General features: G+C 68.9%; 13 protein-coding genes and 1 pseudogene. All 14 read right to left on the reverse strand.

The window, feature by feature from the left end:
* Positions 1-30 precede the first annotated feature (30 nt).
* Positions 31-966 (reverse strand): SCO family protein, encoded by a 936-nt coding sequence (locus K244_RS0103505; RefSeq protein WP_081761418.1) that lies wholly within the window; start codon positions 964-966, stop codon positions 31-33.
* Between the two features lie 15 nt (positions 967-981).
* The gene (locus tag K244_RS0103510) at positions 982-3399 is read right to left on the reverse strand and encodes a multicopper oxidase domain-containing protein (protein WP_020184861.1); all 2418 of its coding nucleotides are present in this window, start codon (positions 3397-3399) and stop codon (positions 982-984) included.
* Positions 3400-3639: 240 nt separating this feature from the next.
* Positions 3640-4263, reverse strand: coding sequence for a Crp/Fnr family transcriptional regulator (locus K244_RS0103515; RefSeq protein ID WP_020184862.1), 624 nt, complete (start codon positions 4261-4263; stop codon positions 3640-3642).
* Between the two features lie 494 nt (positions 4264-4757).
* On the reverse strand, positions 4758-5804 hold the full coding sequence (locus K244_RS0103520) for a hypothetical protein (RefSeq protein WP_020184863.1): 1047 nt from the start codon (positions 5802-5804) through the stop codon (positions 4758-4760).
* A gap of 38 nt (positions 5805-5842) precedes the next feature.
* On the reverse strand, positions 5843-7042 hold the full coding sequence (locus tag K244_RS0103525; protein WP_020184864.1) for a DegT/DnrJ/EryC1/StrS family aminotransferase: 1200 nt from the start codon (positions 7040-7042) through the stop codon (positions 5843-5845).
* Positions 7039-8043, reverse strand: a complete 1005-nt coding sequence (locus K244_RS0103530) for an NAD-dependent epimerase/dehydratase family protein (RefSeq protein WP_020184865.1) — start codon at positions 8041-8043, stop codon at positions 7039-7041. Before K244_RS0103530 ends, K244_RS0103525 begins: the two co-directional genes overlap by 4 nt.
* A 44-nt stretch (positions 8044-8087) precedes the next feature.
* Positions 8088-9206 (reverse strand): DegT/DnrJ/EryC1/StrS family aminotransferase, encoded by a 1119-nt coding sequence (locus tag K244_RS0103535; protein WP_020184866.1) that lies wholly within the window; start codon positions 9204-9206, stop codon positions 8088-8090.
* Positions 9206-10231: a Gfo/Idh/MocA family oxidoreductase gene (locus K244_RS0103540; protein WP_020184867.1), complete on the reverse strand. Its 1026-nt coding sequence runs from the start codon at positions 10229-10231 to the stop codon at positions 9206-9208. Before K244_RS0103540 ends, K244_RS0103535 begins: the two co-directional genes overlap by 1 nt.
* On the reverse strand, positions 10228-10767 hold the full coding sequence (locus tag K244_RS0103545) for an acyltransferase (protein ID WP_024816291.1): 540 nt from the start codon (positions 10765-10767) through the stop codon (positions 10228-10230). The genes K244_RS0103540 and K244_RS0103545 overlap by 4 nt, the downstream gene beginning before the upstream one ends.
* A 175-nt stretch (positions 10768-10942) precedes the next feature.
* A pseudogene (locus tag K244_RS21425) lies at positions 10943-11552 on the reverse strand (putative colanic acid biosynthesis acetyltransferase); the annotation flags it as partial.
* A 6-nt stretch (positions 11553-11558) separates the two neighbouring features.
* Complete coding sequence (locus K244_RS0103555) at positions 11559-12809, reverse strand: hypothetical protein (protein WP_020184870.1); 1251 nt, start codon at positions 12807-12809, stop codon at positions 11559-11561.
* A complete protein-coding gene (locus K244_RS0103560; RefSeq protein WP_020184871.1) occupies positions 12806-13387 on the reverse strand; it encodes a YdcF family protein in 582 nt (193 codons plus the stop codon). The genes K244_RS0103555 and K244_RS0103560 overlap by 4 nt, the downstream gene beginning before the upstream one ends.
* Positions 13388-13468: 81 nt before the next feature.
* The gene (locus tag K244_RS0103565; protein WP_020184872.1) at positions 13469-14368 is read right to left on the reverse strand and encodes a glycosyltransferase family 2 protein; all 900 of its coding nucleotides are present in this window, start codon (positions 14366-14368) and stop codon (positions 13469-13471) included.
* Between the two features lie 36 nt (positions 14369-14404).
* A complete protein-coding gene (locus K244_RS0103570) occupies positions 14405-15508 on the reverse strand; it encodes an MraY family glycosyltransferase (RefSeq protein ID WP_020184873.1) in 1104 nt (367 codons plus the stop codon).
* Positions 15509-15519 lie beyond the last annotated feature (11 nt).

The following is a 15519-nucleotide window of genomic DNA, read 5'->3' on the forward strand; positions in this document are numbered from 1 at the left end:
GCGGACGAGGCGCGCGCCAGCGGCCTGCGGTCATCTGGTCGCTTGGTGGTCGTTCGCGGAGCACTCGCTCGACTTCAGATCGACGTAGAGCAGCAAATCCTGCACGTCGTCGTTCGCGAGGTTCAGCGCCGGCATCTCGGCGTGGGGATACTCGACGCGCAGCGACTGGGCCAGGGGATCGCCTGCGGCTCGCATAGCCTCCGGGTTCTGTACGTAGCGCGCGGTCCAGTCGCGCGGCCGGCGGACGTTCACGTCGCGCAGGTCGGGGCCCACCCGTCTGCCGGCTCCAACCGTGTGGCAGGCCGAGCAGAACTTGACGAACAGCGCCTGTCCGGGAAATTCCGGCCGCACCGGCCCGTCGCCGCCGCCGAAGATGTCGGCGCTCGGAGCCTTCGCCGCGCGGATTTGCGGATCCATCGCGAAGATCTGAAGCGCGAGGGCGTCGAGGTCGGCGAAGGCGGACGAGCGCTGCCATTCGCTGGTGCGGTCGTTGTAGAGCAGGATCTGGTTGCGGTGATCGGCCAGTTGCTCGGTGCGCTCGCCGAGGCGATAGCCGATCGTCTTCACCACGCTCTCGTCGCCGGTCAGGAACGCCCAGGAGGGGCTGGGATCGAAGTTGCGCGAGAACTCCTTCAGCCGCTCGGGCGTGTCGGTCGCTGGATCGATGCTGAGCGAGACGAAGAAGACGTCCCGTCCGGCGGCTGCTCCCAACTGGCGCTCCAGCTGCGCGAGGCGGGCGGTGACGAGCGGGCAGATCGAGCGGCATGACGTGAAGATGAAGCTGATGACGACGGTCTTTCCCTTGATGACGTCGTCGTAGAAGCGGAGCGTGCGGCCGTTCTGGTCGACGACGGTCGCGTTCGACAGATAGTCGGCGCCCCAGCGTCTCGCCTCCGCTTGAAGCGGAGGCGAGAGCAGCAGCGCCAGCAGCAGCGCCGCTGCGCGCAGACGGTACAAGCGGGTCACGGCCGTGCTCCCGCGCTACTTCAACGCCGCCTGAAGCGTCGCTGAGAACTGACGCTTCGTCGGGTCGGCTTCCGGCAGGATCTCCGGATACTTCCACATCACGCCGTCCGGGGTCGGCAGCGGCGTCATGGTGGGCACGTATTGCGGCTGACCCTTGTAAGCGGGGTCGTTCGGCGTCGGCGTCTGAAGTTGCATCCGCATCAGCATCGCGAAGTCTTCGTGGGTCGTGTTGTGGCAGTGCGCCACATAGGACCCGCCGAACTCGCCGAACCGGACCTGGAACTTGACCCGCCCGCCCGGCCGCAGCCGCCACACGTCCTTGCGCGCCAGCAGCTCGGTCGGGGCGATCGCGGCGCCGCCGCGGTCGATCGTGACCCCCTCTTCGAAGTGCAGATGCACGGGATGGTCCCAGCCGGTGCCGTCGTTGACGAGCGTCCAGTGCTCGACCTCGCCCGGCCGCGGGATCAGCGCCGAGATCCGGTTGGCGTTGAAGGTGTGCGCCGCCTGTCCGTTGACCTTGATCGACCATGGGAAGGTCGCGGTTTCGGGGCAGTCCGGAGTGCACTGACCGGTCGTCTTGCTCCGGCTGTCGCCGCCGCCGGAGCGTCCGAAGGTGAACACCCGCTCGCGCACAGGCGCCACGACCGGCACCTGCTGGGTGAGGGTGTTGCGCCCCGAGGCCCAGTCGGGATGGTTGAAGTCGACGCTGAGGTCCTGGACGCCGTCGTCGAGCTTGTAGGTCTTGCTGCGGTCGTCGACGCTGCGGACCTCGTCCACCACGCGGAACTCGAGGAACGGACCGACGCAGGGGTCGGTGGCGAGGTTTCCGAAGGCGCTCGCGAGGGTCACGGCGCGCTTCGGCTTCCGCCCGTCGACCTGCTCGAGCAAATTCAGCAAATACAGGCTGTCGCCGGGTTTGTAGGTCGAGAAGTCGATGACGATGTCGAAGCGTTCGGCGACGCCGATCTCGTCGGTCTGAGTGGCCGCGACCGGGCGCACCAGCAGATTGCCGTCGTTCCCAATGACATGGAATGGCGCAGGCGTCTGGCGCGCGAATTTCGAGCTCCGGTTCACGGCGAGCGCAAGCTTCACGAACCGCGCCATGGACGCGTTCAGGATGCGGAAGCGGTAGCGCCGCGGCAGCACCTCGAAGTAGGGCGCATACTGGCCGTTGACGCACAGCATGTCGCCGAGGAACCCCTCGGTGTCGAAGATGTCGAAGAACAGTTGCCCGTCCTGGTCGAAGGCGGGATTGGAGATCGCGAGGTTGACGTCGAAGTCGGTGTTGCCCCACGGCAGCAACGAGCCGCTTGGCAGTCGCAGGTTGATCCCGTCGTTCAGGTCCTCCCGGCCGCGGTCCGGGCCGCTGTAGAGATTGTAGACCGCGAAGTTGCCCTTGTGGACGTTCTCCGCGGTGAAGAAGAAGCGGTGGTCGTGGAACCAGAGCGAGCTCTGAAGCTCGCGGAAGTCTCCGGCGACAGGCACGAGACCGTCGCCGTCGTCGGGTCCAGACGCCTTGAGCAGGTGGTTGGGGTCGGACCTAAGCCAAAGGTCCGGCCGGTCGCGCCGCGCGAGCGTGTTGCTCCAGAGATAGTCATAGAACGTGCCGGGGAAGTGATAGGCGTTGCAGGCGCCGTCGCTCTCCGCGCCGTTGTGCGCGTTGTGGAGATGCGTCGAGATCTCGTTGCGGCCGAAGCCGCCGTTGGCCGTCCGATCGTTGGGCAGGTCGTTGTAGATGCGGTTCAGGATCGGCTCGCCGTACCGCGCCTTGATCAGGCAGGGGTAGCCGTAGCCGTTTCGGCTGCCCCGCAGCTCGCAGCGGGCGCCCGGGCGGCGGGGGCCGAACGACCAGACGGCGTTCTCCTCCTGGTCGGGCCAGCCGTCGGCGTAGTGGCCGCTCGCCTGGATCTGCCCCATCGACATGAGATAGCCGACCTTGGGGAAGAACTCGTCCCAGCGCTGGTGCGCGAAGAATTCGCCGGGCGGCCGGCCTTCGATCGGCCCGCGTCCGGTCATCGGGTTCACCCATGCGGCTCCGCGGCTCTGGTTGTAGAGCTCATGGTAGGACAGCCGCATTGCGGGGGGCTCGGGATCGCCGTCTTCCGTGCGCCAGACCGCGTGGCCGGCGCTGTTCGCGACGAGCGGGATCGGGTTTTGCGGCAGCGCCCGGTACATCGCCGTCGTGAATTTCTTGGCGCCGAACAGCGGGCTGCGCGGCGTGCCGGTCGGCACCTGCGCATAGGCGCTCGTCGCATAGGGACTGAGGCCGTTGACGCAGGCGAGCGCGCCGGTCGCCGTGAAGACGCCCCAGCGAAACAGGTCGCGGCGGTCGATCTGCCCGATCGACAGCGCCTTGACGATCTCCAGACGATTGGCGCGGGCGGCCGCGGCTTCGCGGGCTCTCGTTTTCGACACCTTGGGTCCAAGGAACATGGAAATTCTCCTGCCTGATTTGAACAAGGCGGAGCAAGACGCGACTTATCATTCGTTTGTATTTCGCCCCGATAAGGAAAAACTAAACGGAATATATTGGGACGTAAGCCGTCTGATATTGGTATATCCGCCGCAATTCGGGCGTACGGCGTTGTGAATAGAGAGCGTGCGGCGGCGTCCGTTTCGTCGGACGCAAGCGCCGGGGCGGGTGCAGGACCGCAGCCGCACGACCGCCGACCGTCAGGGCATGCGGGGCGGCGGCGCGAGATAGGCGCCGTCGAAGCCCGCGAGCTCCCGCAACGCCTTGATGTCGTGGATGATGAATTTGCCCGAGCGGAGGGTGGCGAGGTCCGCTTCGCGCAATTGTCTCAGCACGCGGTTGAGGTGGATGGAGGTCAGTCCGAGAGCATCGGCCAAAAGATACTGGTTCAGCGGGAGGTCGAACCCGCCGTCGGTGTCGAAGCCGAGCAGCCGCAGCCGCTCGGCGCACTCGAGGATGAAGTGCCCGGTGCGAACCAGAGCGCTGCGTCGTCCCAGATTGACCAGATGCTCCGTGAGGATCGCTACGTCGCGAGCGTGCGACCAATCCAGCGCCCGGGCGACCCGCGGATGGTTGGTCCGAACGCGGGCGAGGGCGGCGGCTGAAAGCGGCGAGACTTCCGCCTCGCTGATGCTCTCGAGCGCGATCAGGGCGCGTCCCAGAGTGAGAGAGCTGACGCCGACGATATCGCCCGGAAGCGGAAATGCGAGCACCTGGCGCCCGCCGTCGGGAAGAAGCTTGTAGATGCAGGTCCAACCGGACTGCACCACGAAGACGTCGTCGATGGGATCGTTCTCGCGAACAAGCTGCTGATGAGCCTCCACGCGCCTTCGGCGGGCTCCAAGACTCCGTATTGCGTCCTGTTCGTCGATGCTCCAATTGGCCAGAGCGTGGAATTTACGAACCAGGGGACCGTGAGGCCCGGACGAAAGCATGGCGTGTTCGATGCGCTGCCTGATGAAATGATATTGGATACCAAGTCATATATTAGCACGGGCGACGGTGAAGTCTATATTCTCAGACGTCCGGCCGCTTGACGCTGCGTCGCGGGCCGGCCTGGATCAAGGACGTGCGCAGTGTCAGAAGAAAAGACGCCAGCGGGCATTGCAACCCTGGGAACATGCGCGTCGTTGCTGATCCGTATTGAATTAAGACAACATCGTATCGAAATCGAGGAAATGCGAGCTTCTCGAAGCCGCGCTATCAGCTTTGCATGATGCGCGGGGCGACTTCCAATGCGCCTGTGATTTACTGCGAGGGCGAGAAAAGTCTTAAACGTATGTTGTCAAGCGGCAATGGGGTCCGTCACGCCTGAGCGTCATACGGCTTCGGCAAGCCCCGGACGGTCGGCGGTCGTGCGCCTGAAGGCGATCTCCGCCGCCTTCAGGCCGCCGGCCTGCAGGCGCACCACCGGGTCCGGGCCAATGGCGGACAGCAGGATCGCCATATGCCCGAGCGCCGGCGCTTCGGCGGGCCACACGGTGAGGGCGTGCCGGGCGAGCGCGGCGCGGTCCATGTCGCCCCACAGATGAACGACGATCGCGTGCGGCGCGATCGCCGCAAGACGCGCAGCGTCCTGGGCGTCGATGCGGTCGGCCGTCTCCGACGGCTTCAGCGCGACGAGAACGGCGTCGTAGCCCTCGCCCCTCAGGCCCGAGGCTGATCGCGCCTCCGTCACCTGCGCGCCCTGGCCGATCAGCCCCGCGGTCACGTAGAGCGCGAAGTCGTTGTCGCAGAGCAGCGCGACCTTGCTGCCGTAGACCGGCACGCCGGCGTCGTGCATCAGGCGGACCGCCAAGGGTCCAAGATAGCTGAACACGTCGACGTCGCTGTGCCGCTCGTTGACCCCGACGAGCGGGATGCCGCGTCGCCGACAGGCGGCGAGGTCGATGTCGGCCTCGCGGAACTCCCAGGCCTCGAACATCAGCGCGATGACCGCGCGCTGGGGCAGGGCGTCGATCGTCGCCGCCTGGATGGGGCGGAGATTGCCGCTGTTCGTCACGATGTCGATCTCGCCGAGGAGCACCTCCGGCAGGCGTTCGAGCACGGCGACCCGCTGCGAGACGCCCGCAAGCACAGCGAGCCGCTCGCACCACCGGATCGCGTCGACGCAGGCGCCGTAGCGATTGTCGCGCGCGACCGCATAGACGCGTCGCGCCCCCGCCATCGCCGCGATGATCGGCGTGACGCCGTATACGCCGCTCGCCGCCTCGGTGAGCACCGTGAACCCGCCGAGATTGAGGTCGAGGCGCGCGATGCGTTCGCGCGCGAGCTGGATCAGGCGCCCCGGGGCGAAGCCGGGCCGCAGCGGCAGGGTCGGAGGCGTCATCAGCTCCGGAAGGTCGGAACTTCCGTTCAGTGGCATCCCCGGCTCCTCCGCCGAAGGCTGGGTCGACAGCGAGGTCAAATGGTAAGTCCCCGCAGAGTCGCCGGAGGCGCGACGAAGGCCCTCGCCGTCGAGCGGCGGGTCTTCGCGATCGCGGCGTCGAGCGTCAGGGCGACCCGCCGCTGCATGCGTTCGGACATGCGCGGGAACAGCGGCAGCAGGATGCACTCCTCGCGGGCGCGCTCCGAGAAGAACAGCCGATGCGGCGTGGGGGCATCGGCATAGGCCGCCTCCTGGTGGATGCACATGACGCCGCGCCGCGTCGCGACGCCGTCGACCAGCATCTTCGCCATCACCTCGTAGGCGGACACGTCGCGGGGGAGGCGCACGCAGTAGCTCTGCCAGTTGGACTGCGCCCAGGCCGGCTCCTCGGGGCACTCGACGGCGATGTCCCGCAGCAGCACCCGGTAGCGGGCGGCGAGCGACCGCCGGCTGGCGACGATGTCGTCCAGCCGCTTCAGCTGCGCCCGGCCGATCGCGGCCTGGATGTCGGTCATGCGATAGTTGTAGCCGACCACCGGATAGCTCTCGACGATCGGGAGCGGACTGGCATGGCGCACCGTGTCCGGCACGCTCATTCCATGCTGTCGAAGCAACCGCAGCCTGTGGTCCCATTCCGGGTTCGAGGTCGTGATCATGCCGCCGTCGCCGACGGTCAGAATCTTCCGGGGATGGAACGAGAAGCAGGCGATGTCGCCGTGCGGCTTGCCGATCTCCTCCCAGCGACCGTCCACCTCAATCCGGGAGCCGATCGCGCAAGCGGCGTCTTCGATCACCGGCACGCCCATCGCCTGCGCGATGGGCAGGATGCGGGCGAGATCGCACGGCATGCCGATCTGGTGCACACACATGATCGCGCGCGTCCGCGACGTGATCGCCTCGGCTATCGCCTCCGGGTCGATGTTGAACCCACCGGGCTCCACGTCGACGAACACCGGCGTCGCGCCGCAGTGCCGGACGGCGTTGGCGCAGGCGATGTAGGTGTGGCTGGGCAGGATGACCTCGTCGCCGAGGCCGGCCCCCACGACGATCAGCGCGAGCTGCAGCGCCACGGTGCAGTTCGCCACTGCGCAGGCGTGGGCCGCGCCGACGCGCGCGGCGAAGTCCGCCTCGAAGGCGGCGACCTCCGGACCCTGCGTGATCCAGCCGGAGCGGATGACGCGGGTGGCGGCGATGGTTTCGGCGCCGCCCAGCACCGGTCGTGTGATCGGGATCATTCCGCCGCTCCCTGCGCGCGCAGCGCGCCGTTCTCGGACCGCCACCAGGCGACAAGCCCCGCAAGGCCGTCGGCGAGGGGCGTCTGCGTCTCGAAGCCGATGAGGTCCTTGGCGCGCGACACCTCCGCCAGCCGACGGGGGACCGGGTTGACGCCGCGCTCCGGCCCGTGGGTCGGCGTCAGGCCGGGCCGCCCCATGACCTCGGCGAGGCGGGTCGCGAGCTCCAGCAGGGAGGTCTCGGTCCCGCTGCCGACGTTGAGCGCGACGTCCGAGGCGTCGGCGACGGCGGCGAGGATGTTCGCGCGGGCCGCGTCATGGACGTGGAGCATGTCCATCGTCTGCAGGCCGTCGCCGAAGATGATCGGCGGCTCGCCCGCCTCGATCCGCTCCATCCACCGGATCAGCACCTCGGTGTAGCGGCCGTGGATGTCCATGCCCGGGCCGTAGACGTTGAAGTAGCGCAGCGCGACGTAGTTCAGGCCGCCGGTGTCGGCGAACGACCGCAGCATGCCCTCGGCGAACATCTTCGCCGCGCCGTAGAGCGTGCGGTTGTCGTAGCCGTGGTGATCCTCCGCGGTCGGAAACCTCGTCGCATGACCGTAGACCGACGCCGAGGACGCCATGACGATCTTGCGAGTCCTGGCGGAAAGCGCGAGCTCGATCAGGTCGAAGGTGGCGTCCACCATCACCTGAAGCGCAGCCCGCGGCTCGACCGCGCATTGGGTGATCCGGAGCGCCGCCTGATGGAAGACGGTGTCCGCGCCCTCCATCACCTTCGCCATCAGCGCGCGGTCGCGGATGTCGCCCCGCACCAGGCTCACCCGCGGGTCGTCGAGCAGACCGGCGAGATTCGCAGGCCGCCCGCGGCACATATTGTCGACGGCGACGATCTCGCCCGCGCCGAGACCGGCCAGCAGGCGCACGATGTGGGAGCCGACGAAGCCCGCGCCGCCAGTCACGACGACTCGCTTGCCGTTCAGAACGCCTTGAGGATCGAGCATTCGCGCATCTCCTTGAGGGTCAGGTCGGGGCGGGGGCGCGTCGGTCATTCGGCGGCCGCCCGGACGCCGCAGCAGGCCTCCGCCACCGACCGGCAGACGTGGTCGATCTGGGCGGAGCTGAGTTCGGGGAAGATCGGAAGCGACAGCGTCTCCCGCGCGAGAGCCTCGGCGTGCGGGAAGTCTCCTTCCCCATGCCCAAGCGAGGCGTAGGCCGGCTGAAGATGGACCGGACGCGGGTAGTGGACGCCCGTGCCGACGCCGGCCTCCGCGAGCGCGCGCTGCACGCGCTCCCGCTCGGGGGTCCGGATGGCGTAGACGTGGTAGGCGTGGTCCGCGCCGTCGCTGGGCGCCGGCAGGCCGACGCCCAGTCCCGCAAGGCCGGCGTCGTAGCGCCGGGCCACCGCGCGGCGGGCCTCCGTCCAGGCATCGAGCCGCCTGAGCTTCACGTCGAGCACGGCGCCCTGCACCGCGTGCATGCGGTGATTGAAGCCGGGCCGGACGTGGTTGTAGCGGCCTTCCTGGCCCCAGTCGCGGAGGCAGCGGACGGCGTCCCGGAGCTCCGGACGACGGGTGACGACGGCGCCGCCTTCGCCGCAGGCGCCGAGGTTCTTGCCGGGGTAGAAGCTGAAGCAGCCGATGTCGCCGAACGCGCCGGCCCGCACGCCGCCCCGCTCCGCGCCGTGGGCCTGCGCCGCGTCCTCGACGACGACCAGGCCATGGCGCTCCGCGATCGGGCGGATCGCCGCCATGTCCGCCAGCCGTCCATGCAGATGCACCGGAAGCACGGCCTTCGTCCTGGGCGTGATCGCCGCCTCGATCCGGGCCGGATCGATCGTCCAGGTGGCGGGATCGATGTCGACGAACACCGGAACGGCGCCGGCGTAGAGCACGGCCGCGACGGTGGCGACGAAGGTCGCCGGGGTCGTGATCACCTCGTCGCCGGGTCCGATTCCGGCTGCGAGCAGCGCGAGATGCAGCGCCGATGTCCCGGTGTCGACGGCGACCGCGTGCTCGACCCCGCAGAACGCGGCGAAACTGGCCTCGAAGGCCTCGACCTCGGGCCCGAGGACGTAGCGGCCGCTTCGCAGCACGCCGAGAGCGGCGGCCTCGATCTCCTCGGCGAGCGGCGCGTACTGCGCCGTCATGTCCATGAGCGGGATCATCAGGCGACCTTTCCGAGTTCGAGGTCGATCGGATGCCCTCGCTGGCGCATGGACAGCGTCGCGCTTTCCAGCATGCGCACGACGGCGAGCCCGCTCCGGCCGTCGGTGAGCGGCGTCGACCCGGTGAGGATGCAGTCGCGGAAGTGATCGAACTCGGTACGGAGCGCCTCGCGGATCGGCACGTGCGGCGCCCACATGTCGCCGATGCGGTAGGAGACGCGGCGCTGATAGGCGTCGTCCTGCTCGCCGTCCGAGGTCACGCCGCGGTCGTAGACCTTCACCTTCTCGCTCGGCTGCAGGTCGTCGTAGACGATCATCTTCTGGCTGCCGGTGATGAAGGTCTGGCGGACCTTTACCGGCGCGAGCCAGTTGACGTTGAGGTGCGCCGTCATCGCGCCCTCGAAGAAGATGGTGACGTGGGCGAGGTTCTCGGGCGATCCGAGGATGTGGCCGGCGCCGCTGGCCGACACCGCGAGCGGCGTTAGGCCGAACAGGCTGTCGAGGATGGCGAGGTCATGGACGGCGAGATCCCAGATCACGTTCACGTCGGACTGGAACATGCCAAGATTAATGCGCGTCGAGTCGTAGTAAAAAATCTCGCCGGCATCGCCGCTTTCGACGATGCTTTTGATCTTCTGCACCTCCGGCGTGTAGACAAAGGTGTGGTCGACCATCAGTGCGAGGCCGCGCCGCGCAGCCTCGTCGATGAGGATCTCCGCGTGCCGCGCGGTCTGGGTCATCGGCTTCTCGACGAGCACGTGCTTGCCCGCGCGCAGCGCCTCGAGGGCGATGTCGAAATGCGTGTGGACGGGAGTCGCCACCACGACGGCGTCCACGTCCGGCCGCCTCACCAACGCGCGCCAATCGCTCGTGATCGCCGTCGAGGGATGCCGCTTGGCGGCGCGCGCCCCGGCGGCGGGAGAGGCGTCCGCGATGGCGGCGAGCCGGCAGCCTTCGGTCTCTCCGACGACGCGTGCGAGGTTCGGACCCCAGTAGCCGTAGCCCACGACCCCGACGCCGATCACGACTGCGCGCTCCCGTTTGCGGCCGCAGGTCTGCGGTGGGAACGCATGATCCTCGAGCGTTCGGCGCGGTCGCGGACATCGCCGACGACCCGGGCGGGCACGCCGATCACGATGGCGAAGTCCGGCACGTCCCGCGTCACCACCGCGCCCGCGCCGACGAGCGCGCCAAAGCCGATGGTGACGCCGGCCACGATGGTGGCGTTGGAGCCAATCGAGGCGCCGCTGCGCACGAGCGTGGTCGACAGCTCCCAGTCGCCGTCCTGCTGCATCGACCCGTCGCCGTTGGTGGCTTCCGGGTACAGCCCGTTGGTGAACATCACCCCGTGGGCGATCATCACTTGATCTTCGATCGTCACGCCTTCGCAAATAAACGAGTGCGAAGAAATCTTGCAGGAAGATCCTATCTCGACGTTCTTCTGAATTTCAACGAAAGGACCGATGCGAGTGCCAGAACCAATGGAACAGTCATAGAGGTTTACGAGGTCGGGATGATACACGACTGTGCCTTCTCCCATCGTTACATTTTTCAGGCACATGAAACGTCCCCGATAACGCGCTTGTGAAGTTGTCGGGCCAAGCTACGGGCGGGTTTCATTCAGGGATAGATCATGAAAAGAGGGATGCAACCGCACTTCGAAGCTTGAACGCTTACCGCCTTGGTCATGACCGCACGCGGGGCGCTACCTCCAAAGGTTTACCTGGCTAAAACGCTTACTCAGCCGCCGCCGCGCTCGGCCGGGCCGGATGGGCGGCCCCGTCGCGCCGGCGCTGGCGGCCGGCGGTTGCGGGGTTGCCGACGTAGACGGTCCAGGGCGCGAGATCGCGCGTCGCGACCGCGCGCGCGCCGAGCACGGCGCCTTCGCCCAGCGTGACGCCGGGGGCGACGAAGGCCTCCGCCGCGATCCAGGCGCCGCGGCCGATGACGATGGGACGCGCGACCAGCGGGAAGGTCGGATCGTCGATGTCGTGGCCGCCGGCGCACAAATGCGCCCGCTGCGACACGATCGCGTAGGCCTCAATCGTGATCGGCGCGACGTCGTAGCAGATCACGCCCGGGCCGAGGGAGGCGTGGGCGCCCATGGCGAGGTTCGGCGGCCACCAGATCGCGACGCTCGGGTAGACGCGCGCGCCCGGCGCGATGCGGGCGCCGCAAAGCCGGAGCACGGCGGCGCGCCAGGCGAACAGCGGCGGCGGCGTCCAGCGCGCCGCCACGAGCCACAGCGCGCGCCAGCCGAGACGGGCCAGCCGCTGGCGACGGCTGAACGTCGGCCGGTTCAAGGCGCGAAAATTGATGGCGCCGGGCGGGGGCGTGGGGGCGTCCGCCATCTCAGGCCGCCGCCGTCGCGCCGCGCGGCCGGCGACGCGCGGCGAAGATGAGAGCGGGGCCTACGAACAGCGCCATCTGCACCCACGCCGCAACGATCCAGTTGGTGTGGTGCGAGAAGATGTGCATCGCGGGCAGCGCGCTCAGCATGTAGAGCAGCTGGCTCGCGGCGTCCCCCGCCATGGCGCTGAGATAGATGCGGCGCATGATCCAGCCGACGACGAGGAACTTCAGCGCGCCGAACCACCAGAAAGAGCCGAACGCGTCCGCCATCCCTGTGTCGGTGGTTCCGAACTTGGGCTCGTAGAAGCGGTCGGCGGCGCCGGACACGCTGACGATCAGCGAACGTTTCAGCGACTCGCCCACGAGCTGAGACGGGACGAAGGTCATGACGAGCTCGTTCCAGTGGAACAGCCCATAGTCGAAGGCCTGGTTCCGGGATGTCAGGTCGATCCGCATCACGGCGTTCTGGAACTCGTAGCCGCCGTCCGCGAGCAGAGTCTTGAAGTTGCCGACGAAGTCTATCGACGCGATCTCGGCGATCCCGGGCGTCTCGCCGCGCCGGGTCATCTTCCGGTAATCCTCGGTGCTGCCGAGCGCCGTCATGCCGAGCACGAGCGCCGCGGCGACCGCAGCGCGGGGCAGGGCGCGCCGCCGCTGGAACCAAACCGCGAGCGCAATCAGCAGCACGAATTCGAAGGCCTCGCCGCGTTTGCCCGTCACGTAGACGCGGTCGAGGTAGAGCGCCGAGTCGGCGAGCGCGATCGTGAGGGCTGGCAGAGAAGGCCGGCGCGCGGCGCACAGCACCGCGATCGCGAAGCCGTAGACCAGCATCTTGGAGAAGAACAGCAGCACCACGGGGAAGCCGCTGATCGCGACCGACACCGTCTCCTCGGGCGGCAGGCGTCCGACCGCGACGTAGAACCCCGCGCCCGTCGCCGACAGCGCGGCGGCGGCGAGGAGCAGGCGCGTTTCGTCGAGCGGAACGATCTGGCGTAGGAGCGGGCGACGCGCAAGGCGCCATCCCAGCGGCGCCGCTCCAAGGCAGGCGACGGTGAAGACCACGGCGGCCGAGAACCCGCCGTCCGGCAGGAAGGGGCCGTCCACCAGTCCGGGCAGCTGCGGGAGCACAAAGGCGGTCGACATGGCGGCGGCGAGAAATGGAAACTCGTAGACGCCCCCGGGCCGGACCAGGCCCTCGACCAGCAGGCCGAGGCAGAGCGCCGCCAGGATCGCCACCAGCATCCAGGTCATGGCTTGGCCCCGACAGGATCGGTCCAGGCCACGATTCCGTAGCGCAGCGCGTACCACGCGATCTTCGCGTATTCAGCTAGAACCGCCCCGGGCTCTCCGGTCCAGCCGAGCCGCCAGCGCGGCAGCTCGCGTCGGACCGACGCCCCGGCGAAGGCGATTGAAGGCGCGTTCGCGCGGAAGCACGCGAGCGCGCGGCGCTGGTGATACCAGTGCGTGACGAGGATCACCGACCTCGCGCCGGCAAGCAGCGGAACCGCGCGCCGCGCGTTGCCAAGCGTCGAGCGCGAGGCGCATTCCGTATCGACGGCGCCGGCTGGCGCGCCGCGGGCGATCAACATGTCGCGGATCGCGTCGCAGTCGCCCGCCCCGGCGACGAGGATCCGTCGCGCGCCTCCGTCGGCGAAGAGGCGCGCGGCGCGTTCCGCGCGCGGCGGCCCGAAGCCCCCGAGAACCACGATGACGTCCGCGGGACCGGGGGCGTCCGCCGTCGGTAGCACATAGCCCGCAGCGGTGAGGGCGCATGCGGCGCAAGCCGCCGCAACGACCAGGGCGGCGGTCGCGCGTTCCGCCCAGATCATCGCGACGGCCCGGCCAGCACGTCCGTGAAAGCGGTCGGAGCGTGGAGCAAGGCCCTGGGGAGGGGGCGCCCCCATCTTCCGTCAGCTTTTCCGGCCGGCGACGGGAAGGGGCGCGATCTGCGCGTCCCCGACGTTGCGCGCCTCGCCTGCGTTCCGGGCGTCGGCGGCGAGCGTGCGACGGCGCAGCGCGATCTGCCAGTAGTAGAACGCCCGGGCCATCGCGAAGTGAAAGCCCGCCGCGCCGTCGAGGACGCCGAGCTTGAGCACGTAGGAATGCAGGAAGGCCACCAGCCAGCGGCAGGGCGTGACGCGGAACGCTGTCTTCAGGGCGCGCCGCGTCCAGCTTTCGTTTTCGGTGAGCTTGGCGAGAACGCCCCGTTCGGCGAGGCGCGCCTCCCAGTCGGCGTAGAGGTCATGGCGTCCGAAGTAGGCGGCGGCGGGCTTGCGATCCCAGTGCAGCAGCGACGCGCGCATGCGGCCGATCGGGCCGTCGATCAGCGGCTGATAATGGCCCTCGACCTCCCAGCCGCCGGGCACGTCGAGATCGTTGGGGTGCGGGAACCGGGTCCTGCGGCGGTCGACCAGCATGATCTTGCAGTTGCGGTGGCCGAAGCGCAGCGCTTCGCCGAGGAACACGAAGCGCCCTTCGATGAAGTAGGCGGCGCATGGCGGCCCCTTCTTGATGAGCGCCGCGATCTCGTCGACGAGCTCCGGCGAGACGATCTCGTCCGCGTCCAGCATCAGAACCCAGTCGTTGCGGACGATAGGATGTTGGAGCGACCACTCCTTCTTCTTCGGGTAGGCCCGGTTCCATGTGAAGGGCACGACGGAGGCGCCGTAGCGCTCGGCGATCGCGACCGTCGCGTCGGAGCTCGCGCTGTCGGCGACGACAACCTGGTCGAAGCCGCGCAGGGCCTCGAGGCAGTGGGCGAGGTTCGCCGCTTCGTTGCGCGTCGGGATGACGACGGAGACGGGGATCATTCCGGTAGCCCTTTCAAGACGGGTCTGGCGCACGGGTCATGCGCCCTGCTGGTTCGCGGGGGTGCGGGACGACAGCGCCGCGTCGGCGCGCGGGGGGCGGACGAGCCAAGCCGGGAGGCGCTGCGGGGCGTAGACGACGAACAGGGAATGGCCGACGCCGACGGCCGCCAGGCCAGCCAAGAGCGCGGCGTCGTCGATCTGCGCGACGGCTCCGATGAAGCCGACCGCCCCTAGGGCCAACGACGCGCCGACGATCAGCGCCGTCGCGCGCCCGGCCGGGACGCCGCCGTCGACCAGGATGTGATGCAGATGGCGCCGGTCCGCCGCCATCGGGCTTCGCCGCGCGCCAAGGCGGCGGACGATCAGGCTGAGCGTCTCGACGATCGGCAGCGCGCAGGTCCAGAGCAGCGCGACGAAAGACGCGACACGGCCGTCCCCGCAGGCGAAGGTCGCCACGAAATAGGCGACGCCCGCGCCGAGCAGCAGGCTGCCGGCGTCGCCCATGAACACGGACGCCCGGGCGCGCCAGCGGTGGCGCAGGTTGAACACGAGGAAGCCGAGCACGGCGAACAGCAGAGGAAGGAGCGGGATCGCCGCCGCCGTGCGCTCGAGCGCCATGGCGGTGATCGCGAGCCAGAACAGCGCGCCCGCAGCCACGCCGCCCGCAAGGCCGTCCAGCCCGTCCGCCATGTTGAAGGCGTTGGCGAGCCCGACGACGAAGACCAGCGTGAAGGGGAGGGCGAGCGCGCCGAGGGCGAGCCCGGCGTCCCAGCCGCCGCCAAGTTGCTCCACCACGACGCCCGCCGGCGCGATCGCCAGCGCCGCCGCCGCAAACTGCATCAGCAGGCGGGGCGCCGCCCGCAGGCAGAAGCGGTCGTCGGCCGCGCCGATGGCTACGAAGGCCGCGAATCCCGCGAAGGCGCTCCAGGGAACCCTGAGGTCCGGCGCCAGGGAGAGCGAGGCCACGACGAAGGCCGGAAACATCGCGAGCCCGCCGACGAGGGGCACCTGGCCGATGTGGCGCTTGCGTTCGTCCGGCCGGTCGACGAGGCCGAGCGGAACCGCCGCGGCGCGCAGCGCCGCCACGAGCACGACGGTCAGAAGGAAGGCGTTCAGGAGCTGGGGAGCGTACGAGGTCATGGAATCCCGTC

This window comes from Methylopila sp. 73B (assembly GCF_000526315.1).
GTDB lineage: Bacteria > Pseudomonadota > Alphaproteobacteria > Rhizobiales > Methylopilaceae > Methylopila.

What these genes read in the sequence shown, in the direction of transcription:
- K244_RS0103525 (WP_020184864.1), bottom strand. Translation starts at nt 7,042, where the DNA reads ATGATCCCGATCACACGACCGGTGCTGGGCGGCGCCGAAACCATCGCC.
- K244_RS0103530 (WP_020184865.1), bottom strand. Translation starts at nt 8,043, where the DNA reads ATGCTCGATCCTCAAGGCGTTCTGAACGGCAAGCGAGTCGTCGTGACT.
- K244_RS0103570 (WP_020184873.1), bottom strand. Translation starts at nt 15,508, where the DNA reads ATGACCTCGTACGCTCCCCAGCTCCTGAACGCCTTCCTTCTGACCGTC.
- K244_RS0103555 (WP_020184870.1), bottom strand. Translation starts at nt 12,809, where the DNA reads ATGACCTGGATGCTGGTGGCGATCCTGGCGGCGCTCTGCCTCGGCCTG.
- K244_RS0103510 (WP_020184861.1), bottom strand. Translation starts at nt 3,399, where the DNA reads ATGTTCCTTGGACCCAAGGTGTCGAAAACGAGAGCCCGCGAAGCCGCG.
- K244_RS0103565 (WP_020184872.1), bottom strand. Translation starts at nt 14,368, where the DNA reads ATGATCCCCGTCTCCGTCGTCATCCCGACGCGCAACGAAGCGGCGAAC.
- K244_RS0103545 (WP_024816291.1), bottom strand. Translation starts at nt 10,767, where the DNA reads ATGTGCCTGAAAAATGTAACGATGGGAGAAGGCACAGTCGTGTATCAT.
- K244_RS0103560 (WP_020184871.1), bottom strand. Translation starts at nt 13,387, where the DNA reads ATGATCTGGGCGGAACGCGCGACCGCCGCCCTGGTCGTTGCGGCGGCT.
- K244_RS0103520 (WP_020184863.1), bottom strand. Translation starts at nt 5,804, where the DNA reads ATGCCACTGAACGGAAGTTCCGACCTTCCGGAGCTGATGACGCCTCCG.
- K244_RS0103535 (WP_020184866.1), bottom strand. Translation starts at nt 9,206, where the DNA reads ATGATCCCGCTCATGGACATGACGGCGCAGTACGCGCCGCTCGCCGAG.